This window comes from Pseudobutyrivibrio sp. JW11, from assembly GCF_900115355.1.
Taxonomy (GTDB): Bacteria; Bacillota; Clostridia; order Lachnospirales; family Lachnospiraceae; genus Pseudobutyrivibrio; species Pseudobutyrivibrio ruminis.
This window is the reverse complement of sequence record NZ_FOWB01000001.1, coordinates 37,096-61,972: the sequence shown is the minus strand read 5'-3', so window position 1 is coordinate 61,972 and position 24,877 is coordinate 37,096. Positions and strand designations below refer to the sequence as shown.

The 24,877-nt window shown below is 41.4% G+C and carries 16 protein-coding genes; 1 reads left to right on the top strand and 15 read right to left on the bottom strand.

The window, feature by feature from the left end:
* Position 1: 1 nt before the first annotated feature.
* The 4 genes from wecB to BM102_RS00255 form a co-directional block, all read right to left on the bottom strand.
* Positions 2-1,156, bottom strand: a complete 1,155-nt coding sequence (gene wecB / locus BM102_RS00270) for a non-hydrolyzing UDP-N-acetylglucosamine 2-epimerase (protein WP_090477767.1) — start codon at positions 1,154-1,156, stop codon at positions 2-4.
* Positions 1,157-2,377, bottom strand: coding sequence for a polysaccharide biosynthesis C-terminal domain-containing protein (locus BM102_RS00265; protein WP_090477765.1), 1,221 nt, complete (start codon positions 2,375-2,377; stop codon positions 1,157-1,159).
* A 117-nt stretch (positions 2,378-2,494) separates the two neighbouring features.
* The gene (locus BM102_RS00260; protein WP_090477762.1) at positions 2,495-4,510 is read right to left on the bottom strand and encodes a methyl-accepting chemotaxis protein; all 2,016 of its coding nucleotides are present in this window, start codon (positions 4,508-4,510) and stop codon (positions 2,495-2,497) included.
* 116 nt (positions 4,511-4,626) lie between these two features.
* The gene (locus BM102_RS00255; RefSeq protein WP_090477759.1) at positions 4,627-6,393 is read right to left on the bottom strand and encodes an HAD-IIIC family phosphatase; all 1,767 of its coding nucleotides are present in this window, start codon (positions 6,391-6,393) and stop codon (positions 4,627-4,629) included.
* Positions 6,394-6,459: 66 nt separating this feature from the next.
* Here BM102_RS00255 and BM102_RS00250 point away from each other — a divergent pair, with 66 nt between their 5' ends.
* Entirely contained in the window at positions 6,460-8,709 is a 2,250-nt protein-coding gene (locus tag BM102_RS00250) for a TraX family protein (protein ID WP_090477757.1), read from the top strand.
* Between the two features lie 122 nt (positions 8,710-8,831).
* On the opposite strand, the gene BM102_RS00245 is transcribed toward BM102_RS00250, so the two are convergent.
* The 11 genes from BM102_RS00245 to BM102_RS00195 form a co-directional block, all read right to left on the bottom strand.
* Positions 8,832-9,386, bottom strand: a complete 555-nt coding sequence (locus BM102_RS00245; protein WP_090477754.1) for a hypothetical protein — start codon at positions 9,384-9,386, stop codon at positions 8,832-8,834.
* The gene (locus BM102_RS00240) at positions 9,383-14,710 is read right to left on the bottom strand and encodes a DUF6531 domain-containing protein (protein ID WP_090477751.1); all 5,328 of its coding nucleotides are present in this window, start codon (positions 14,708-14,710) and stop codon (positions 9,383-9,385) included. Before BM102_RS00240 ends, BM102_RS00245 begins: the two co-directional genes overlap by 4 nt.
* A 174-nt stretch (positions 14,711-14,884) precedes the next feature.
* Entirely contained in the window at positions 14,885-15,124 is a 240-nt protein-coding gene (locus BM102_RS00235) for an acyl carrier protein (protein WP_090477748.1), read from the bottom strand.
* Positions 15,125-15,135: 11 nt separating this feature from the next.
* Positions 15,136-15,987 carry an AAC(3) family N-acetyltransferase gene (locus tag BM102_RS00230; RefSeq protein WP_090477745.1) on the bottom strand — a complete coding sequence of 284 codons (852 nt, stop codon included), beginning with the start codon at positions 15,985-15,987 and terminating at the stop codon, positions 15,136-15,138.
* 9 nt (positions 15,988-15,996) lie between these two features.
* Entirely contained in the window at positions 15,997-17,301 is a 1,305-nt protein-coding gene (locus BM102_RS00225) for a DUF4910 domain-containing protein (RefSeq protein WP_090477743.1), read from the bottom strand.
* Positions 17,302-17,304: 3 nt separating this feature from the next.
* A complete protein-coding gene (locus BM102_RS00220; protein WP_177194859.1) occupies positions 17,305-18,891 on the bottom strand; it encodes a glucosyltransferase domain-containing protein in 1,587 nt (528 codons plus the stop codon).
* A 1-nt stretch (position 18,892) separates the two neighbouring features.
* A complete protein-coding gene (locus BM102_RS00215) occupies positions 18,893-19,855 on the bottom strand; it encodes a glycosyltransferase family 2 protein (protein ID WP_090477737.1) in 963 nt (320 codons plus the stop codon).
* A gap of 15 nt (positions 19,856-19,870) precedes the next feature.
* A complete protein-coding gene (locus BM102_RS00210; RefSeq protein WP_044935342.1) occupies positions 19,871-21,823 on the bottom strand; it encodes a polysaccharide biosynthesis protein in 1,953 nt (650 codons plus the stop codon).
* Between the two features lie 300 nt (positions 21,824-22,123).
* Positions 22,124-22,876: a hypothetical protein gene (locus BM102_RS00205; protein ID WP_090477734.1), complete on the bottom strand. Its 753-nt coding sequence runs from the start codon at positions 22,874-22,876 to the stop codon at positions 22,124-22,126.
* Positions 22,877-22,983: 107 nt separating this feature from the next.
* The gene (locus BM102_RS00200) at positions 22,984-23,484 is read right to left on the bottom strand and encodes a pyridoxamine 5'-phosphate oxidase family protein (RefSeq protein ID WP_090477731.1); all 501 of its coding nucleotides are present in this window, start codon (positions 23,482-23,484) and stop codon (positions 22,984-22,986) included.
* A 556-nt stretch (positions 23,485-24,040) separates the two neighbouring features.
* Positions 24,041-24,856, bottom strand: a complete 816-nt coding sequence (locus BM102_RS00195; protein WP_090477726.1) for a DUF2238 domain-containing protein — start codon at positions 24,854-24,856, stop codon at positions 24,041-24,043.
* Positions 24,857-24,877 lie beyond the last annotated feature (21 nt).

Below are 24,877 nucleotides of genomic sequence, written 5' to 3'. Positions count from 1 at the left end.
TCTAAAATTTCCTCCACACCATTTTGTTAACCACGCCAGTGTAAGACTGAATAATCTTTACTACCTTTGTGGAAACATTTTCCTCTATATAATCAGGAACAGGAATACCATAGTCCTGATTCTCGTTCATGTCAATTGCAGTTGTTACCGCCTGTAATAAAGAATGCTCGTCGATTCCAGCCAAGATAAAGCAAGCTTTATCGAGAGCCTCTGGGCGTTCGGTAGATGTACGGATGCACACTGCTGGGAATGGCTTGCCGATGCTTGTGAAGAAGCTTGACTCCTCAGGAAGTGTACCTGAGTCTGAAACTACTGCGAATGCATTCATCTGCAAATGGTTGTAGTCGTGGAAGCCAAGTGGCTCATGCATGCGAACACGTGGGTCAAGCTTGAAGCCTGTAGCTTCGAGACGCTTGCGTGAACGTGGGTGGCAGCTGTAAAGGATTGGCATGTCGTACTTTTCTGCCAATGCATTGATAGCTGTGAAAAGACTTGTGAAGTTCTTTTCTGTATCGATGTTTTCCTCGCGGTGAGCTGAAAGAAGGATGTACTTCTTTGGCTCAAGACCAAGTGTCTCAAGAACGTTGCTAGCCTCGATTTGCTCAAGGTTTGCATGAAGAACCTCTGCCATAGGAGAGCCTGTTACGTATGTGCGCTCCTTTGGAAGGCCACACTCTGCCAAGTAGCGACGAGCGTGCTCTGAGTAAGCCATATTTACATCTGAAATAATATCTACGATACGACGGTTTGTCTCCTCTGGGAGGCACTCATCCTTACATCTGTTTCCAGCTTCCATGTGGAAGATTGGGATGTGAAGACGCTTTGCAGCAATAGCTGAAAGGCATGAGTTTGTGTCGCCAAGAATCAAAAGTGCATCTGGCTGAATCTCAACCATGAGCTCGTATGACTTTGCGATGATGTTGCCGACTGTCTGACCAAGATTGTCACCAACAGCTTCCATATAAACATCAGGATCATCAAGCTGTAAATCCTTGAAGAATACTCCGTTTAGATTGTAGTCATAGTTCTGACCAGTGTGAGCTAACACACAATCAAAGTACTTGCGGCATTTCTTGATTACAGCTGCAAGTCTGATAATCTCCGGTCTTGTTCCTACTATTATTAATAACTTTAGTTTTCCGTTGTTCTTAAACATTTATACATCCTCTCTATATGTATCTGGTCTGTCTGATTCCAGTAATTCATTGGCCCACATAAGGGTTACCAAATCCTGAGAATCTGAAAGATTGATGATATTGTGGGTGTAGCCAGGTAGCATGTGAACTGCCTGAATCTTTTCCCCTGAAACTTCGTATTCAATCACTGGGAATGGGTTGCCGTTTTCATCAACTCCCACACGGCGCTGCTGAATGAGTCCATGGCCGCTGACAACGATGAAGAACTCCCATTTAGTGTGATGCCAATGCTGGCCCTTTGTGATGCCAGGCTTTGAAATATTAACAGAGAACTGACCTTTGTCAGTAGTCTTTAAAAGCTCGGTGAATGAGCCGCGGTTGTCCACGTTCATCTTTAAATCAAAGCACGCCTTTTCCTTTGGAAGGTATGAAAGGTAGGTGCTGTAAAGCTTCTTTGCAAAGCTGCCATTTGGAATGGCTGGCATGATGAGTGAATGAGGCTCTTCCACAAAGCTATCAAGAAGCTCCACGATTTCGCCAAGTGTCACTGTGTGTGTGACTGGTACGTGGCAATAGCGACCATCTGCTGCCTCTACCACCTGGCCCTGATCATCGTAATTGCAACGATGCTCCTGGCCGCGAAGTGCTGCAACCATTTCGTTAACCAAATCATCAATATATACAAGAGTGAGCTCTGTGGCTGGGTCGTTTACTGTGATGTCCAAACCATTTGCCTTGTTATGGCAGAATGTAGCAACTGCTGAGTTGTAGTTTGGGCGGCACCATTTCCCAAAAAGATTTGGGAAGCGGTAGACCAAAACCTTTGCTCCAGTCTCCTGCTGATATTTGAAGAAAAGCTCCTCACCTGCAAGCTTGCTTTTGCCATAATCACTGCCGGCATATCTGCCAAGAAGTGTGGCCTGGATAGATGATGAAAGCATAACCGGGCAAGTGTTGCCGTGCTTTTTCAATGTATCCAAAAGAGTGCTGGCAAAGCCGAAGTTGCCTTCCATAAATTCCTCTGTATTCTGAGGGCGATTGACACCTGCAAGATTGAAAACGAAATCGCAATCGCTGCAGAATCGATCCAACTCCTCTAATGAAGAATTTCTGTCATATTCATAAATTGTCAGGTCCTCATCAACAAAATGGAACCTATCTCTTCCATCTGCTGCACACTTAAGAGTCTCTACAAGATTCTTTCCAACAAAGCCTGCAGCTCCTGTAATTAATATTTTCAAAATTGTTCTCCATTTTTACATAATTAAACTCATTAATTATAGCACAACAATAAAATAAGTGCATTAAACTAAAAAGAGTTCGAAGACAAACTTAATCTGCCCTCGAACTCATGTAAATTATATTGTAAAGAACTGTACGCTTTCGTTGATTGAATCTGCTGCCACTGCAACTGATGAAGCTGCGTTTGAAACAGTGTTGCTTGATTCTGCAACGTTTCTTGAGCTTTCAGTTAACTGGTTAACTGTTGCTGTGATTTCCTGGCTTGTAGCTGACTGCTCTTCCGATACGGCTGCCATATTTGCTGCCACATCGTTTACAGTTCCCATTCGCTCAGCCATCTTTGATAATGTGTCACTTGCATCTGACAGTGCAGCTGTTATGGTCTGGAATGTTGTTGCTGCATTATCAATTGCCTCCGAACTATCGTGAATCATCTTTGTGTTAGATTCTGAACGCTCTGCAAGGTCGCGAACCTTCATAGTCATCTCATCAATGATTTCTCCGATTTTTCTAGTTGCCTCAGCACTATCATTTGCAAGCTGTCCAATTTCGGAAGCAACTACCGCAAATCCTCGGCCATATTCTCCTGCACGGGCTGCCTCGATTGAAGCATTCAATGAAAGAAGATTTGTCTGGGATGCGATACCGCTAATCATATCGATAATCTGATTGATTTCTGCTGCGGCCTCGTCTACAGACTGAACTGCCTCATTCATACCGTTCATAGAAGCAACTACATCTTCCATTCCCTTGCGGACGTTTGTCATGTCCTCTGCGCCTACATTGGCCTTATCAACAAGCTCAACCATGCTTGTCTCAATCTGATTTTCAGACTCTGTAAGCTCTGAAACTGTCATTGAGAGAGATGTGGCATTTTCTGCAACTTCTGTAACTGACTCTGCCATGCTTTCCATGTTTGCAAGAATTGTTTCCATGGATCTAGACTGCTCGTTTGCTTCTGTATTTAAAACTCCAGCTGTGGACTGAGAATTCTTTGAATCAGTTTCAAGCTGTGTTGAAACACCCTGAATATTGCTAATAATTCCGCGCATGCTTTCGATGAATTTGTTCATCGACTTGTTCATGTAAGCAATTTCGTCGTTACCCTTGTCGTCAATTGTAACTGTGAAATCACCCTGGCTGATATGCTCGATATTTTCTGTCAAAGCAGCTACCGGCTTACGAATCATTTTATTCAAAGTAAAATTGAATAAAGCTGCCAGGATAATCATCATTGCTACTACTGCCCCAATGACAATAAGAAGCATGTATAATACATCTGCTAAAACATCTGTTGCCTTAGCATAATTTATAACTTTCCAATCTGTGCCTTCTACTGTGTAAGTTGAAACGAAGTATTGTCCGTCTGCACCATTCACCTTGGCAACCTGACCATCCTCGTTTCCAAGAACAGCTGTCATGTTGTTGAGTAATTTATCATCAACATCTGCTAAATTCTGACCGCACATCGCTGTATCCTCAGCACTTAGAATCAAGCCCTGTGAAGTAGCCATCATTGCACGACCTGTACCGTATAAAGTGACGCTGTTTAAGTAGTCCTGGCATGCAGACATCATAAGATCTGCTGCAATTACGCCTTCTCTTCCATCCTTTAAATGAACATGACGGAGAACTGTTGCACACAAGTTTCCTGTGTTCAAATCAAAGTAAGGAACATCATAGAAATAATAATATGAATCCGTATATGCGATACCTTCTTGATACCATGGCTTTTCACGGATATCCATTCCTGGATCCCAACCTGTCAATTCAATGAAGGCCCCATCTGATAGAGATAAGTATGCACCAGTAGGAATCATGTCATAACGACCCTTTGTCTGCTGCAAAAAGGCGCGAATCTCAGTATCGTCCTCAAACTGCTGAACCTCAATTGAATCAGCAATAGCATTCAAATAATAAAAGGTAGATTTTAACTCACTATTAATTTCCACCGCATCTGATTTAACAGATTTCTCAAATGATGTGTAAAGAAGCTCATGAATGAGTTTCGTGTCAAATATACCTACAAGCAATACTAATAACGCTATTCCAACTGCAACAACAGGTAGAAATATCGAAATCAGCTTACTGCTAAGTCTTTTAATTTTTCTGTCTTTTCCTATACCATTCATTTTCAAGTTCTTTCCTCCAGTCAGTAAATCTTGATGCCTCACGAACTCCCCGGTATAAAAAACTAGTTGATTATTATACAGTTTTCACACAGAAAATTAAGTTACCACTTTAGTTTTCAAATTTCAATATGTACTGGCTTTTGTTCATAATCAGCCACGTTGATTGCGTAAGTTCTGTTGCCCTCAGCATCCTCACTTTCAAGAGTGAAGCCGTAATCTCCATAGAAATCCTTCACCATGGAGTTTTTAGCAGTTGGATAATAGTGGGCCACGATTTTATCAACGCCTCTTTCCTTGCAACGGGTGACAAATTCGTTCATCATCAAATCTTCCATGCCACGCTTGAGAACTCTACAGCTCATTAGCCACAATTTGATATCTACAGTGCTGCCATCAATCTCTCCTGCAACAACTGTGACGATGCCGTTGTCGGCGAACTTATCAACAAGCTTGCCTGCCATGCAGATGTGTTTTCCACCTTCCTGCATCTGACGGATGTCGTCCTCGCTGCAGCGAAGTGTAGTGAGGTTGAACTGGTTGGATTTATTTGTAAGCTGTGCCACGCGCTGAATCATGATTGGCTCGAAGCCTGTGATATAGGCTGTCATATCAAGGCTGTCAAGATACTGGCCATAGTCGGCGAAAGCTGCCTGAGCCTTCTTTGCCTCAGCCTTGGCGTGATACATCTGAGTCTTTTTCATATCCTCGCCGGAGAAGTTGGTAACCTCGAAATATCCGCCGTGGTCAAGAACCTTGATGTAGTTTTCTGCACCATCCATAGCAGGAGTCTCTACACCAAGCTGGCTGTGAACGATCTCTCGCTCCGCCGGATTGTCATCCGCAAATACGAAGCTGTCCACTCCAAGTGTGAGCTCATCGGCCATCTGAGAAAGATTCAAATCCTTTGAATCCCAGTTAGCCTTGATTGAAACGAAATCATCTGGGCGAAGAATGCCGTCTGGATGATTGAGGCCGGCGATTGCGTTTGCCTCGTCGTTTTTAGAATCAACAGCAAGGACGACGCCGATGTCCTTGAGATTCTTGCAGTAGCTTTGGAACTCGGCATACACCTGTCCTGCTGGAACCTCTGGGCCGATGGCGATGCCTTCCACTCCGTCGTCTCCCACAATGCCGCCCCAAAGGGTGTTGTCCAAATCAAGGGCAAGAACCTTTTTGTTACGTCCGTAGATGGACTTTATAATAGAAGCAACGGACTGAGCCACGTATGGGATGGCGTCCATATTCATGGCGCACTTATACATGTGCCAATATTTGGCGTCATTCCACTGAGAAAGGCCGTAATCCTGTGCCAGATAATCGATATCGTTGATATAAAAGCCAGTGTGATTATTTGCATAATCATAGAAACGCTGATTCAATCTTGAGATGAAATTGCTGCGACCTCGGTAGTCCCAGATGTCACGGTTGCCCATCAATCTGTAGTTTGGTCGGTCGAAATTGTTCTGGATGATTGGGCAGTGGAACTTCTCCTCAAGGGCTGTCCACATAGCCTCGAAATGATGGTACTGATTTTCAAGCAAATCATCAACTGTGGATTTGTCCATATCCATCTGTGGAAAATCAGTGATATTTCTCCAGCTGGTGTGGATATATATGATGTCCGGATTCATGGCATCTAGCTCAGAGCTGCCAAACATGGCATCCTGCCAGTACTGACCGTACTCAGACTGATAGAAGCTGGCCTTGATTCCATGATTCAACAAAAAAATAGAAAGCATATCTACCACATCGTTTGTAGTGGAACCGCCCAGCACTGCAATCTTCTTTTCGATGAGTCCTGGCTTTTCAGATAGCTCTCTGTAAATCTTGGCGCGCTTTCTGCGCAATGTTTTTGTATCTAAAGGATAATTAAAACAATCCATTTTTACTCCTTTTTATAATCTACTTTTGTTTACTTATTTTAAGGGATTTTATGGTATTATTCTAGTATGAAAAAATACGGACTAGATAGAACACAATTAAAAATTCTGGCAATCATTGCCATGGTGGTTGATCACACCGCTTGGGGATTTGTAGATTTCATGTCTCCTTTAGGACAGTTAATGCACATTTTCGGAAGGCTTACACTTCCTATCATGTGCTTTTTTATCGCCGAGGGATACAGGCACACCAAGAGTCTACAGGAATATATCTATAGGATGTTGGCCTTTTCTGCCATCTCCATAATTCCATTTTATATTTTCTTTCATGAGGAATATGGCTATCGCCAAAATATCATTTTCGATTTGACGCTGGCGCTGCTTTGCCTTTGCATTTCCGAGGGAAAGATTTTCAAAAAATGGATGAAGATATGCTTGATTGCATTGCTTGTGCTGATATCTTTTGTCATAGGCGGATGGGTTGTGATGCCAATCATCTACGTTTTCATCTTTTATTATGGAAAGGATTTCAAGGATAAGGCTATCAAATTTACTGGTGCCACTGTGCTTATGAGTGCAGTTCTTTCAGTGATGATAGTGCTCAATCAACAGTATCATTTCTCCCAGTATGATTGGACCGTTCAGGAAAGACTTTATTTGCTTGGATTCGTATTTGCGTTAATTCCTTTGTATTTTTACAACGGCGAAAGGGGCAAGGATTTGCTTGGCGGTTCCGGTGTAGGTCGATATTTCTTCTACATCTTTTATCCTAGCCACTTTTTGCTGCTTGCTTACATAAGACACATCGTTCACGGATATACCTTGCAAAATGCTTACATCGATATCCATGTGCTAGCACTTTTGATTGCGCTGATTATCCTTTCATACGTGCTCACTTTGCACACCACTCGCGCTCAGATGGCAGTTACATTTTTCATGACTAGCGCGACCATGTATTTGTTCGGATTTGTAATGGAGATTACCACTTACGACATCGAGGGTGTTTACACTGCCACCAAGCTTCAGTACTTTGCTGAATGTTTTGTGTTTATTGCAATCACTCTTTGCATTCAGGAGCTGACTCACACCAGATTGCCATATCCGGTTTATGTTTTTGAGTTTGTTTTCTCCACATTTGTAATGTATTGCATGTTCACATGGCGTGAGAATCACCTGATGTACAAGGATGTGATTATGGACTATGATGGTCCATTCCCACGAATGTACGTGGTGGAATATGGAATTGTCTTCTATGCTTTCGTGTTATACTGCTTGGCCATTTGCTTGATGGCTGTGGTCGTGGGATTTTACTCACTTCGTAATCACGATAATTTACAGAGAAAGCGTCTAAGACTTTTGCTTCTTGGAATGATTACCATGTGGATTCCATACATCAGCAAGATGGTTGGTCTTTTTGACAAGTATGAAATCCCTGCTTTAACCATTCCATTTACAGCATATTTCGTTGTTCGTTCTTTGAAGAAATACAGCTACCTGGATTCTGTTGCCTTGGATTTTTCAAATGCAATTAATCGCGGTAATGAAGGAATCCTGGTGGTAGATAGAAACTTCAGCATCATGTATCACAACGAAGTGGTGCACCAGGTATTTGGCCAATTTATGAGATTTGATTCTGCAAGAAACGTGCCTGGGCTTTATGAAGCTTTGACAAGTGGAGAATCTACAATCACAAGGAACGGTCTCACTTACGAGACTAGGGTTGAGCCTCTTACAGAGCAGGGCCACAACATCGGTTCCATCCTTTGGATTTTTGATTTAACTGAACATTTTGAGTATCTTAGCTCTATAGAAAAATCCGCAAATACGGATTCACTTACAGGACTACTTATTAGAAAAGCTTTCGAGAAGAAAGTGGGCGAGGCCCTTGAAAGAAAGGAAGGCGGTGCCTTCTTTATGGTGGACTTGGACAACTTTAAGCACGTTAACGACAACCATGGTCACGACGCTGGAGATATTATTCTGACTACCCTTTCAAATGTAATCAAGCAAGAGCAGACTCGTGATATGAATCACAACCTGATTGCCGGCCGTGTGGGTGGCGATGAATTCACTCTTTACTATGAAGGCATCACCGATAAGCGAGCCCTCAGCAATTTCGCTCACTTGCTTATCGACAACTTTGACAACAAGCTACTGGCCACTGATTATCCTGGTGTTACATCCATTTCACTGGGAATTTCCATGACAGGTGGCAGCGAGCTTGCACCAGCCAAGGCGTACAATCAGCTTTACAAAGAGGCTGACGAAGCACTGTATATCGCCAAGGGGGCTGGCAAGAAAACATTTGCGTTTAGGTAAGAATTTTTAATCTAATTTCGTCTTTATAAAAAGGACACGATTCTCGCAAATCGTGTCCTCTTTATTGACTGTATTGCACTATTCCTAATAGCCCCTTTTCCCTTAAAAATTGCTACATTCATTTAATATATTCCTAGTCCTTCATACATATTCTCAATCTCTGAGTCATTAAACGTCCCTTCGCTACATTTTATAATTTGAACTACACTATTTTCCTTCGTTTCATAAACAAATATAATGACTTCCTCATTCGATTCTTTGTATCTTAACAAATAAGTACTAAAGTTTGGTTTGTTGAACTCATCAGTATCTATTAATTCACTTTGGTTAACCATATATAAATTCTGTAATTGCTCTTTACTTTTAACATTACCCGTTTCATTAATGAGTTCATCGGAAATCCCCATCTGTTCCACAACGTCCTGATTTATGTTTTTACAAGGTGTTTCCACTCCTAATACTTTTATCTCATCCTTAGCCATATAAACAAATGAATCACCCTTTTCTATTAATTCAAGGTTCTTATTTTTCGCTAATTTCATATACGCTACATCACTTATATATATCGACTCATAATCTTTTGAAGTATTCATGCTTATGCCGTACCTTATAATAAATAGAATTAATACAGCAATTAATATAAGCAATTGTTTTTTGCTAGTTTTCTTTTTTTTCATTCTACACATGAACCTCCTGCACCAATCATTGAAAAAATAATGCTTGTAAAATAATCATTCTCAAAAGGGTATAGCGTATCACTTGTATTAGACATGGAAATATGTCCTTCCGCAGCGGTTCCTTCAATTCCCACTCCTAGAGATAAAAAACCTCCAAATATATTATGCCTATCCAAATCACCAGATATCCACGCTCCGCCTCCAACTAAAACACCTTCTCCCGTACTTCCTCCAATCTCAACTCCATATCCTTCTGTCCTTCTTATATTATCAGCATCATAATCGCCTACATATATAGATAAATTTGCACTTGATCCAACCTCTAAACCCGTCGCATACGTTCCTTGTATTCCAACCGCCTGCTTAGGATTTTTAAACATTTTCACTGGATCAAACACCATTTGAACCCCCACAGATAGATATTCCGCTGTACCAACAGATGCAGAACCTCCCAATACTAATATTGGTCTATTTTTTGTCATTTTATCATCAACCCATGTATTAAATTCTTCTAACTTATTATTAACTGCAGTATCAATATCGCTAATAGTTTCTTTTGTTGCGTTTGAAGTGATATCATTTACTTGCTTTGCAGTTTCATAAAATGTATTTTCTGCCTGTTTTATCCATTCCGGTAAATTACCATCATTATCCACTAATCCCACTGGATTTTCCCAACAGTATCCGTAGTGATTTAGTGTAAATGGAGCAGTAATAAATCCCTTTACATTATCTTCACTCTGGAATCTACCTGTACTTGCATTATAAAATCTCGCCTGCGCGAACTTAAGGCCTGATACTTCATCCTCCTGATAGCCAGTGAATGCAAATGGTTGGATGATATTTCCGTTTGTTGTGTAATCATGCTTTCTTTGCTTGCCTGTTCTTGGGTCGATGTTTCGTCCAAAGTCATCGAATGCATATGATGATACAGCTACTCCATCTGTGCCTGTCATGTACATAGGACTTCCCAGTTCATCCTGGAGATAATAGTAGTTGCTTCCTGACTTTGACATGCTAATTACGTTGTTGTCATAGATGAAGCTTTCTTTTTCTCCATTTACAGTTCTTTCAAGAAGATTGTAGTAGTCTCTTGATAGATCACATAAATATTCTATTTTTTCTTCTGGTCTTGTAGATGCCACCCTAAAACCAAGGCCGTTGTACTGATTCTCTAACTCGCCCTTTGTAGCATCTGCTACTTTTGAAAGCATGTTTGTTGCATCAAAAGTAAAGGTCTTTTGTAAGAGACCATCTACAAACTCTTTTGTCTGGTTACCACGCTTATCGTAATCGTATGTTTTTACGATTGACTGACTGTTATTAAGCTCTTTTGCTTCTACTAGTCTATCAAGTACGTCATACTTATAAGCTGTAGTTGTATCTTTTTCTGTAAGTACAGTTCTATTTCCGAAAGCATCATACTCATAAGCAGATTTAACCTGGCCATTTAAACTTGATTCTGTAAGTCGACCTATCGCATCATACTTGTAATCATACTGACCTGATACTGCATCAAGTCCTCTTCTCTTTCTATTTATGCCACTAATAAGTCCTGTGTTGTCATAGGTATAGAAGTACTTATCAAGAGCCCCTTCCTTATCAGAACTTTCCATGCTTCTTAGGTTACCACCTGGAAGGTATGAGTACTCCTGCATTACTCCATTGGCAAAGCTTTTGTTTACAAGTCTTCCAAACTCATCATAGCTATAAGAAGTCTCTTCTCCATTTCCTACAACAGCTGCAAGCTTTCCTTCTTCATCGTATGAATAGCTTGCCACTCTTCCATCTGGATATGTAAGCTTTGTCTTTTCTCCTATTGAGTTATACTCATAGCCTACTGTTCTGTTTTGATAATCAGTTACTTTAATTAGACGACCTAAGATATCATTCTCAAGTGTTGTTTTTCCAAGCCAGTCATTTATCTCATTAAGCTGGTTTAATTCATTGTAAGAAAAGGCCACACTTCTGCCGTCTGCATAACCTACCTTAGTTACTGCACCAATGTCATTGTATGCGTATGTTGTAGCGTAGTTATCTCTATCGGTCTTGATCTTAAGACGGCCATACTGGTCATACTCGTAGGTTTCTTCCTGACCAAGGGCATCTGTTACCTTTGTTAGCTGACCTGATAAGTTATACGAGTAGAGTGTGACATGACCATCTTTACCTACTACAGGCATTCTCTCGTCTTTGTTTTCGATAGTGCCTTCTGCTCTATGAACTGACTGAAGGTTATCAAGGGCATCATAGGTGTAGGCTGTTTCATTTCCTAGTGCATCTACTACACTTTTTAGTCTTCCTGTTTGTGTGTATGTGTAAAGTGTTGTGCTTCTTCCATCCACTACCTTTGTAGCTCTTCCCATTGCATCATACTCGTATGATACTGTTCTTCCATCTGAGCCTTCTACTTTTGAAACTCTGCTTAAAACATCATAGCTATAGCTAATCTTATAGCCATCTGCAAATACTCTTGCTTCAACACGTCCTACATTGTCATACTTTAAAAGCTGCTCTATTTTTCCACAGAAATAGATTACATTTAGTTTTCCTGCATTGGTGTATTCAAATCTTCTTACTCTTCCTGCAGCATCTGTGATTGTTTCTATTTCTCCAAGCCTGCTATAGGTGTAGCTTGTTTCATTTCCAAGTGGATCTGTCTCTTTTGTTACTCGACCAAGAAGATCATACTCTCTTGTGTATTTGTTTCCGAGAGTGTCTGTCATTTCTATAAGGTTGCCTGTCTCGTCATAAGTGTAAGTTTTCTCATGCCCTAAAGCATCAACCTCCTTTATGACTCTATTTAAAGCATCATAATCAAGGCTACGTACCTTTACGTCGCCTAAGTATTCTTCTATTACATTTCCATTTCTATCATAAGCATAACCTGTTGTTCTTCCCTCTGGGTCTGTTACTTTCATAAGTCTCATTAGAGGGTCATAGTCATACTTTATGACACCACCATTTGGCAGAAGTACTTTCTCCTGCTTTCCCATGGCATTATAAGTTATCTCTGTTACTCGTCCTGCTTCATCAACTACCTTTGAGACACGGCCCATGATGTTTATGTCATAGTTTTTAGTTGTTCCATCAGCCTCTTTTACTGATGTAACCTTTCCCATCTCATCATAGGTGTACTCCCTAGTGTTACCCAAAGCGTCAATGGTTTTTACGATACGGTCTGCATTATCGTATTCGTATTTAGTGATTGCTCCATCCGCTGTTTTAGTTTCGATTACACGGTTTAGATCGTCATAGCTATACTCTGTTACAACACCATCCGGATCCTTTATGGTATTTACGTTACTTCTATCATCGTATGAAAACCACGTTAGAGCTCCGGCAGCATTTCTTGTCTTTTCTAGATTTCCATCTCGATAGTAGAATCTATTTGTCTCATTAAGTGGATTTCTTATTTCAAAAAGCTTTCCATCGAGGTCGTAAGAATACCTATACTCTTCTCCCTTAACGCCCTTTACAGCCATAGGCTTTCCATCTGCTCTATAGGTAATGCTTGTTTTATTTCCTAGGGCATCTACTATCTTTGTAAGATGGCCCTTATTGTCATATGAAAACCTGGTAGTATTTCCTCTTTTATCTGTAAAGCTTGTCTTTTGATTTCTCTTGTTATAAGTGTATCTTTCTTCACCATCATAGTACTTTGTTTTTGTATGACGTCCCATGTCATCATGGGTATACACTACCTGATTACCGTTTTGTTCTGTGGCAATAGTAGTCATCTTTTCATCGTCATACTCATAAGTCATAGTAGTTTCGTCTGGAAAGCTTTGCTTTGTAGTTCTTTCTTTGCTGTCATACTCATTTGTGATTGCTACTATTCCCTTAGGATTTATTACTTCCTTAATCCTGTTTTTACTATCGTATGTAAACTTTCTTGTAGCACCATCTACTTCTGTAATGCTTACAAGTCTTTTATCTTCATAGGCATAGGAAACAGACCTACCTGTCTGGTCGGTCACTTTTTCTATAAGTCCTTTATTTTCATCTTTTAAATATGTGAATGTGAGGCTGTTTTTATTCTTTGCCTCTACTTTTGAAAGAAGCCATTTCCCGCTATCTGACTTCTCATAAGATAGAGATACGTTATCTCCATCATTATCTCCCATGGCAACAAGCTTGCCTAAAACATCAAATCTTTCATAGTCCCCATTATCCTGTGTGATTACATAGCCATCTGTCAGTTTTTCTAGTATTCCTGGTTCGCCATGCTCTTCCATGTATAAGTGCTTCTTTTCATTTATACAAAAGAATGAACCTTTACTTCCATCAGGATAATCTATTCTTATCTTCTTTGTTGTTTCATCTTCGTATATGCGTTTTTCAAAGCTATGAGTCCAGCCTAATCCTAGTGCTCCCTCTTTAGTACTTTGTGCATTATAAAATCTTTTAAAAGTTAATGTATATCTACCACCAAGACTTACATCCTCATGTTCATTGATGTAATTACCATTACACATGTTTACAGGGTCATATCTATACACTGCACATCTTGGTTTCTTTCCCTGCAAATAATCTTCCATGTCATCACAGTACTGGTTATACTCTTCTAGTGCTTCACCTGTAAGCACATCTCTTGGTGTTACCCATGGAAGCTTTCCTCCTGTAGCATCATAAGTGCTGATATCGTAATACTTTCCATTCCCAAACCCAGCCATAAATGTATCTAGGTTTGTTTTGATGGTATCGAAAATGGTTTTATAGTCACTGCCACTTATGTCATTCTTATGAGCTTCATCAAAATCATGAAGTGCCTTCTTTAGCTCTGGAACGATTCCTGATAGACCATCATTACTTGTTATCTTTTCCAGCTCTTTATAGAAGTTTCTATAGTCTGGGACTGTAAATGTTCCTACAGCAGAGCATTTCTCATTTAGCATCTCAGCCATAGCTTCTATGGCCTTGCCATTTGTTTCTAGGCAATCTTCATAGGAGATAAAATCTAGCATTATCTGACGAAGATGGGCTGTACTTATTTTTGCAGTGGAGGATGAATCTACAGTCTCACTAAAATCATCCATAAGGCCGTTCTGCAAATCCATAAGCTTTTGAATATCATTTGTGATATCTACTAGAAGTGGCTTTTGTCTTTCTTCTATGAAATGCTTTGCACTATCAGCCTCTGGGCCTTTATGAGTTTCATCATTTGCAAATGCTTCAAATGATTTGATTAAATCATCTGACATTTCAAGAAACTCATTATAAACCTTTTGGCAGTCATCAAAATAACTTCTTAGTGCTGCAACATCCCACTCTATATCTACTTCGCCTACTTCTATGTTCCCCTTCTCGTCTGCGTATGGCATAATAAATCTCCCTTGTTGTCTTATTTAATACACATATAGTTGATATTATCCTTTATTATTCAATTTTTCAATAATAAAGTCTAATTTTCCCCTTTATTTCTCATCTTTTAGAATAAAAAACCCCTAGTACTATTTTTAGCACTAAGGGGTAAATCATTTACAAAATAATAATTATTATACTCGTGTTGCCACTACATCCACGATGCTGCCTACATTTTTGAGACCAGCAACTTCGTCCATTGTGAACTGGAATTCAAATTCATCCTCAATCATTTCGATGAGGTTCATCTGCATAAGTGAGTCCCAGCCTTCGATGTCGTTTGCTGTAGTAGATTCGCTGATTTCAAGGCTTTCATCGTCGAAAGCATCCTGAAAGATTTCGTTTATTTTAGATAAGATTTCTTCTCTGTTCATGGTAATCTCCTTTATTCTAATCCTTTTACTTCGTAAGGAACGGTCTTTGGCTTTGACCAGTCCAAGGTGTAATTTTCGAATTTTAGTGTGTTGGCACCATCGGCGCGCATATCTGCAGTGATGACTGGATAAGCTGCTCCTAGGTCGCATACGCAAAGGCCAAGGCTGTGGCTTTCGCCTGCTTTTGCAACGCCATTTGATACAAGCCATTCATTGGTGATGCTGATTTCCTGAATGACGTCCAAATCACGGACGTACATTGAGTAGCAACGCTTTTCTGTGACGCCATTTTTATCTGTGTAGTCTCCAAAGAAATACTTTGGATGACGATAAGGAACATCAACGCACTGCTCTACATAGTGACCAAAGGTGATACCTTGGTGGGCTTCAATATCGAAGAACAGCTGCTTGCCGCCGTTATCACGAAGATAAGTGAATGGGCCTGCATCTCCCCAAGCGTCCTGATTGCTCATGGCTGCAAGTCGATGTGCATTCTTGCCCCAAACCATGAAGGAATACATTGGATGCTTGGTACGGATGAAATCGGTTCTGTTTTTAAGAATCCAATTGTTGAGGGCGCCAACCTCGCCTGGTGTGTTTAAATAGTCGAAGCCATTGCCTCTGCAAAAGTCCCAGGAGAAAACTGGAAACAGAAGTGTGCCTTCCTCTCCAACTAAATCCTGTAACGTATTTACGAATTCATTTAAGAAATCGTTTCTCTGCTTAACCTTAACCTGGCACTCGTTTTTGGCAACGAATAAAAGGTTTGTGATATCGCTGGCAACATAAACCATGTCGCCACGGGCAATGCCAAGAGATGCAATTTCAATTTTTATATCATTTAATAATTCTTGTGATGTCATTTTATCCTCTTATTTTACTTCTACCAAGCCATTTTCATGAAGCTTGTGAGCGATGTCGATGAGCTCTTTTACTGGAACTCCTGTGATTTCGGAAATGCCAATCAAATCGTTGCGACCATCGGCGTAAGTCATGAAATACATCATGGCCATGACTGCATCGTAGCTTCCCTTTTTGCTGACTGTTGGGAAAAGACCACGCTTTCCAAGCTGTGGCTCGCAAGGTACTGTCATGACAAAAGTCTTGTTGTTTTCAAGGGCGTCTACCACCTGAGTGACAACATCGTATGCTCCCTGGAATCCCTCTGGGCTTACGAGAGTCATATCATCGGCACTGGTGTGGTATTCTGGGTACTCGCCAAACTTGCTGCGGCAGAAGCAAACCACTGGAAGGTCCACGCCTGCGGAATTGTACTGGCGCTCGTCTGAGCCTCGCTTCAAAAAGCTGTAGTCGCTATATTTTCCTTCTGTGTGAGTTTTTAGAACATTCGTAAGAACTCTGTCAGCAAGGGTATCTGCGTATTTACTATGTACAATTGAATAATCTCTGTCGTCGCCTACGCAAGAAAGATTAAATCCTGCAACGATATGCTGCTTCATGTGCTGCAAATGGTTGTCTGTGGCGATGTATGTGATGGAACCGATTGTCTCTGGAATGATGATGAATCGGTATGTGTAATGACGATTCTGTATCGTTTTTACGTATTTGATAAGCTCACACATCAGCACAGGGCCAGAGACCTCGTTGTTGGCCATAGATGGGTGGCAGTCGTATGTGGAGAAGAAAATCTCCTCATCAGATTCACCTGGAAGAACAAGCTCTGCGTATGTAAGGTTGCCTTCGAAAAGCTCTGAATCGATGTACATGTGATACTTGCCAGGCTTAAGGCTATCCAACTGATTCTGGCTCATGCAAAATCCGTAGCGTTCCTTGTAATAGCTGGTTACGTATGGAACGATGTCCGGCTGATCTGGCAATGTAAAAATGTGCTGCTTTAATTCTTCCAAATCAACCCACTCATCGATAGGGGTAGAATAGCCCATCACGTGGAGGTTGCTAACTGCCATATCTACGATATGATTGCCTGCCTCATCCTCGATGTAGGCTGCGTTTATCTTCCATTCCTTTGGCACATTCCAGTCAAAAACCTGGGTGCCGCTGGCAACATTTTTTATTTCAAAGGTGATGCCATCATCCCCTGCAATCCTATCGGAACACATCTTTAAAGTCTGGCGAACGCCCTCGCCTGTGATGCTTCGGTTGATAGGAAACAGCTCTGTGGCAAAATCATACATGCTCTGTCCGATTGAACTCATGAATTACTCTCCTAGCTTAACAATTACTTTTCCGTCAATCACTGCGATTGAACCGTCGTTTGGATATGTTGGCATAGCCTGAACCTCAGCGCTATCAGCGTATGTACCGTCGTCCTCAATGAGGAGGTCGTTGCCAAATCCAAGGTGCTCCTGCATGAAATATCTTGAGCCGCCATAAGTGATGATGTCGGTGAAGCGAGGATATTTTTCAAGCTGAACTGCCTCCAGCTGGTCTACTGGATCCACCTTGGCATTAGTGCCATCGGAAAGATTTTCCCAGCCAACGAAGACGATTTCCATATCATCGGAAAAGCCCTCTGTAGCTTTGATGTTTGCTACAAGCTCGGTGTAGTAGGCAGTGGCCTGCTCCTCTGCGATTTCTGCCTTCATGTAGGCAGCGTTATCAAGATATATGTAACCCACAGTGAGAACTGCAAGTGAAAGAATCTGAATCCATGTGGCGATTGATGTAAGACTGCGGATGACGCCTGCTTTAAACTCCTGTGCATCCAGCATCTCAATCAAAAATACTGGAAGAATGAATACGAAAATGTTGCCGTAAACCATAAGTGAATCTACGTGATACTCCTCACTAGTAGAAAGAAGGTAAACCACGTTCATTCCAATTGGAAGGAAAACAAGGCCAACCAATGAGACGATTTTTACGGCTACTTTGTTGGAGCTACGAACAAGCATCACTGCAAGTTGGATGATGGTAACGACAACAACAAGTGCTGTGAAAGCTCTGAGATAAAGGAGCGCGTTGATGCCAGCCTGACGGAATCCAAAGAAGGCTGAAAGGCTTTTTATAATCTGGTTTGGAAGAAGGGCAAGGCTGTAGCCATCGTCCATTCCCTTGTAATCAACGGCTTCGATGCCCTTGATGTGCTGAGTGATGAAGCGCATAACACCCCAGATACCAAGGCCTGCTACGAGCTCTGCTAAATATGTGAAACCGCGTTTTGCATACTCACCTATAGAAGTGATTTCATTTTTCAAAACGCCAAGTGTAAGTGACACAAGAAATGCTGCGATTGTAACAGCAAAAAATGCCTGGTAGATACCAAGGCTAAGTGATAAAACAACAGCGGAAAGGATGAAGTTTTTCACTGATAAAGACTTGAGCAAAATCTTTGCTGCAAGGACCGCAAGAAGGAGCGCCAGGAAGTATTCCCATGCTGTAAACATGAATGAGAAGATGCTGGTGACTACCGGATATACGGACATGATTGCGCCGATAAAAGCAGCTGCAACCTTTGACTTAATCTGGAACATATCCACAATAAGCATTGCTGCAAAGCCGATGAAAATCAAAGACAAAATTCCATTGAAAACAGGCACCGAGAAGAGCTTTGTGGTCATCATCTGAATGTCGTAGATGAATCCAAGAACCCATCTGCCGGATTCGTATGTGCCGCCAAGTGAAAACAGGCAGGCTGCATTGTCATGATATGAAATGCGGTTGAACAAAACATATCCATGGGCCACAAGACCAGCCACCAAAACTGAGATTAGGGCTGTGATTTGTGTGCCTGTGAAATGATTTTTGATTTTCGAAAATGCTGTCTCTATCTGAGATGTGAAATTCATATTATTGCAATTCCTCTCCATCTTTTGTGATTATGCTATCAACGATGTAAATTGGGCGATTCTTCACCTCGGCAAAAATGATTGCGAGGTACTCTGAAACAAATCCAAGAATGATGAACAATACACCAAACATAAAGCAAAGTAAAACGATGATTGTTGAGTATCCATCAGGTGCAGTACCAAGGAAGTACTGAACGATGGAATAAATCATGAGAATGAAAGCCGCCACAAGTGACACAAGGCCTGCGTAAATTCCCATCTTAAGTGGCGCATCTGAAAAGTTGCAGATGGCATTAAGAGAAAGGGCGATGAGCGACTTGATGTTGTAGTTGCTTTCGCCGGCGATACGTGATGACGCCTCAAACTCAAGTGTTGTCTTTCTGAAGCCAACATTTTGAACATATCCGCGAAGGAAGCGAACGCGCTCGCGGTAATCTTTCTTTAATACAAGGGCAACTCTGCGGGAGATGCCGAAGAAATCCGATGAGTTATTTTCGAACTTTGTCTTGCCGGAAAGCATATTCATGACTTTGTAGAAGCCCCAAGATGTGACGCGCTTAATAAGACCGGCGTCCTGGCGGGCTGTACGAATCATAGAAATAACATCATATCCCTCATCAAACTTGCGAGCCATATCTGCAAGAGATTCTGGTGGATGCTGCAAATCTGCATCCATGCAAACAACTGCATCGCCGGTAGAATAATCGATGCCGGCAATCATAGCGGCTTCGTGGCCACGGTTGGCTGCAAAATTTACAACCTTCACGTGATCATCCTGGGCAGCAAAATCACGAAGGATATTGATGCTGTCATCGCGACTGCCATCGTTTACAAAAATGAGCTCGTAGTCCCAGCCAGTCTGAGCAAAATCAGTGGCAAGGACCTGATTGGTATGCTCGTAAAACTGATGCAAACCAAGGGCCTCATTATATACTGAAACAACAATTGATAATTTCTTAGCCATTTTGGATTAATCCTTTCAGCCTTTGAATGTAGGCACTGTTTCTCTGATCTTCTGTACAACCTCTGGAGCCTCGTTGCTGTATGCAAGGGTCATGAGGCACTGAAGATTCTTTATGAATTCCTCTGAATCAAACTTGATTGGCTCAGCCACGTGAATCAGATGGTTTTCTGTCTCTTTAAGACCTTCTTCGCTCATAAGCTTTTCTTCGTAAAGCTTCTCGCCTGGGCGAAGACCGATTTCTTCGATTTCAATATCAACATCTGGACGAAGACCTGCAAGCTCGATCATGTTGCGGGCAAGGTCCAAAATCTTTACAGGCTCACCCATATCAAGGACGAAGATTTCGCCCCCTGATGCGTTGGCGCCTGCCTTAAGCACAAGGCTGACAGCCTCTGGGATAGTCATGAAGTAGCGGATGATGTCACGGTGTGTAAGTGTAACAGGGCCGCCCTCTGCTATCTGCTTCTTGAAAAGAGGCACAACGGAACCGTTGGAACCAAGCACATTTCCGAAACGTACTGCAACGTACTCTGTGTGGCCGCTGCCTGCTGGCACCTTTTCAGAATCTGCTGTATCGATATCAACCTGGTGAGTGATAAGTATTGGAAGCATATCCTCGTGGTTGTTGCGAACCATGTTGTCGAAGGTCTGGATGATCATTTCGCATATACGTTTTGTGGCACCCATAACGTTTGTAGGGTTAACAGCCTTGTCTGTGCTGATGAGAACAAAACGGTCACATCCATATTTCATTGCAGCGTAAGCTGTCTTGTATGTACCAACTGCATTGTTTTTGATTGCCTCGCAAGGGCTATCCTCCATAAGAGGCACGTGCTTGTGAGCTGCAGCGTGGTAGCAGATGTTTGGTCTGTAGGTTTCAAAAACTGATTCGATACGACGGGCATCGCGGACCGAACCGATAAGTGTAACTAAATCAAGCTGTGGATATTTGTGCTTGAGCTCAAGCTGGATATCGTAAGCGTTGTTTTCATAAACATCAAAAATGATGAGCTGCTTTGGACCGTACTTTGCAATCTGGCGGCAAAGCTCGGAACCAATGGAACCGCCACCGCCTGTAACAAGAACGACCTTGCCCTGAAGCTGAGCAGCAACATCCTCCTGGTGAAGGCTGATTGGATCACGTCCAAGTACATCCTCGATGGTGATGTTCTGAAGGTTGCCAGCGCTGATGATGCCGGCCTTTTCAGCGTACATATTTGGAAGCTGCTTGATGCGGCAGTTTGTTTCCTTGCAAAGATTGATAAGGTTACGCTTTTCGCTAGGTGCAAGTGTTGCGATGGCGATGTAGATTTCCTTTATCTCGTACTTTTCAACGGCATAAAGAATTTTGTCGCGGCCACCGATAACCTCTACTCCATCGATGTAACGGCCCCATTTGTTAGGATTGTCGTCGATGATGCAAACGACCTTGGCAGAACCATTTGCTCCGCCGTTTACAAAATTGACGTCGCGAAGAATCATACGACCTGCTGAGCCAGCGCCAATAAGAAGTACGTTTGTATCAGCATTGCCTGCCTCGCGGCTGTCGCGAAGAAGCAAAATAAATCGATATGAAAAGCGGATAACCACGCCAAAGAAAAACTGGAATCCGATTCCGAATACGTAGTATGAAATTGGCATTCTGTAGATGAATGCTGTGACGATAACTGCGTTTGCTACGAGTGTTACGGCTGTAGAAAGAACCAATTTCTTGAGCTCGTAGAAGCTAGCGAAACGCCAAATGCTTCGGTACAAGCCAAAGAGCTGGTAAATCACAACTGTAAAGATAGCGTATGGAATGATGATAAGATAATACTTTTCAAGATAATATGGTTCGATATGAGAAAACTGACAATCGAATCTAAGCCATAGCGCAAGAAAATACGAAAGCACAACGGTTATAAAATCGTAGGCAAGTAAGAAATATGCCACCTTGTGCCAATGCTTCATTTTATTCATAATCTCCATTTAAGATTAATCCTCCAGTAAATAAAAAATACGATATCTGGGTAATCGATACTATTCACAGTACCTAAACTACATTCATAATTGAACTCCTTCAGAGTTCTATCAAGTGCTAAAGCACTTGTAATTATTCATGTAGTTTAGGTCACTGATTCCAGTTAATAAATATTTAAGTATTATTCTCTTACAAGCAAGCTTGACAAGAATAAATACTTAAACATTTATTACTGTGAATAGTAACACTGTAAGCCCATGATATCGTATTATAACACATATTAAGTCTAATAATATAGGTAATGACTATTATTTCAAACCAGTTACTTCGTATTCCTGAGTCACAGGATCTGGAATCATTCCATAGTTCTGTGCACAGTATGACTGCAAGTCCTCACCAAAGTTTGGACCATATGTAACTGTAATCTTATCTCCATTTGAAAGACCTGATGAAACGTCTGCGCGGAATGTGATTCCTTCGTAAATATCATCGTCAGATGTGATTTCAAGCTCTACTACACCCTCGCCATCGTTTCCAGAGAATGTAACCTTGAGGTCGTCGAAAGGATTGAATGTAACAACATCTGCAAGACCAACTACTGAAAGCTCCTGCGCATCTGCCTCAAGCTTGATGCCGTAGTGCTCTGCGATGTAGTCCTCATCGATGCTCCATGAAAGAACTACTTCATCTCCATTTGAAAGGTCTGTAGATGTGTTGAGCTCGTATGTGATGCGTGACTGTAAATCAAGATCTGCAAATAAGCCTTCCTTGAAGATATCCTGTGGATCTGTCAAGCCAAGCTTGTCAGCCTCGCGCTGAATCTTTGAGTCAAGCTTTGCATTCTGAGAAAAGTCATACAAGAACTCATCATTATCAAATGTGACTGTAGCTGTTCCCATTGAATCATAGCCTGAGAATTCAACTGTAACATAGTCGTTGATATTCATCTTCTTTGGAGCGTTGAGGAAATAGAATACACCACCTGCAACTGCTGCAATTACAACTAATATCGCAATTATAATAAATTTCTTACTTCCCTTTTTCTGTTCATTTTCTGCCATAATAAACCTCCTTAAATTTGGTTTTAGCACTTCAAGAATGATACTACAAATCCACGGGTGAATGCAAACTTATTATAGAAAGCTTTAGAAAGTTTTAGGATTGGATTTTAGTGCTGGTGCTCGCTGCCAGGCATTGGGCGGCGCTTTGCTGTGAGCTCCTCCACGTCAATTCGCATAACCGTTACAATAGAAACCATTCGCTCATCAAACTGGAAATCATCCTTGCCAGTTTGTGTCTTCATGAGGGCTACCAGGGCATCCATTTTTTCCTGTGGGTCCTCTACTATTTTGACCTTGCCAAAGCCCATGGCGCACTCGTAGACTGTGCCGTACTGGCAAGCCATGCGGCCTTCGAAAGGAGCCACATTGCACTCCATTGTGAAGCAGCAGTTTGGGTTCTTCCTAATTATATCCAGCTTGCGGCCTTCATGAGCACCGTGAAGATATATGATGTAATGGCCATCCACTGGGTCCTTCACCACTCCATAGTTGAGTGGCACCACGTATGGCATGCCGTCATCCACCAGCCCCAGGTGCAGGTACTGGCTTGTGTTTAGGATTTTGTCTATTTCTGCTTGATCTGTGATTTCTCTTTCTCTACGTCTCATTGTGGGTCTCCTTTGTGTGCTTTTCCCGGGATTTGTATGGGAATTGGGTGTTTTTGAATGATTCCCATACAGGTGATTTTTGAATTTGTATGGGAATTGAAGTATTTGGGCAGAATCCCATACAGCTTGTTTTGGGAAGTGTATGGGTTTTGGGCTGTTTAGTGCATTTCCCATACAGTCAAATTTTTTCATTGTATGGGTTTTGTAGTTTTTGAGCTATTTCCCATACACTTAGAAAAATTAGGTGTATGGGTTTTGAGTAAATTGAGCTGATTCCCATACAGTTTGAAAATCTGGGTGTATGGGTTTTCAGTAATTTGAGTTGATTCCCATACACTTTGAAAATCTGGATGTATGGGTTTTGAATATTTTGAGTTGATTCCCATACACTTTCAAAATCTTGGTGTATGGGTTTTGAACAGTTTGAGTTGATTCCCATACACTTTCAAAATCTTGGTGTATGGGTTTTGAGTAATTTGAGTTCATTCCCATACACTTTGAAAATCTAGGTGTATGGGTTTTGAATAGTTTTTGTCAAAACCCATACAATTTATTATCAATCTTCGCCATTTGTGGATTCTGACACCGGCTTAATCATAAGGTTATCTGCTATCGCAGACTTTTTAGAAAACTTAAGTGTTGTGTAGCCAATAATACTAAAGGCTACTGCGCCAACTAGGTTTACTAGTAAGTCCTTCATTGTATCTATGATGCCTATATCGAGATAGCCTCCAGGTACTGTGTAGGACTGGCCATCAGCTGTGTTGATTACTGTGTCTGTGATGTTTTGTATGATAAATGGCATGCCGCTGTCGTTTGGATCTAGTGTGACTGAGCCGATGGTCTGAACTATGAAGTCTTTTTGCATATCAACATAGAAAAGCTGATCCATGGCAAACTCAAAGAATTCCCAGATTACTCCTACCGTCATAGAGAAGCAAAAGGCTACAAGCGTCAAATAGAATGGTGACAGATTGAAATGCTTGCTGCCTCTATTCAGCAAATAAATAAGTGAGAATCCAATAGCAGCACACAGGAATCCATTCATGGTGTGAAGCATAGTGTCCCATCCAGGAATGATTACATAATAGTGATTAACTTCACCAAGGATTTCTGCTGCATAGATAAAGCCAAAGATAATAGCCTGGAAGACTGCGGGGAACTCAATCTTCATCTGTTTCTGCAGCACTGCTGGCATCAAAAACAGAAGTAGTGACAAGATACAGATTGCGGCACTTTCATAGTTCTGCGTTATGATACATCTAATAAGTGTAAGAATAACAAGCCCGCGTAAAATCAAATAAAATATGAAAGTTCGCTTATTCTTTTTATAGCTATCCACTAGGGAATTCTTATAATCAATTATCTTCATTCTGCCACCTTTCTCCTTGTT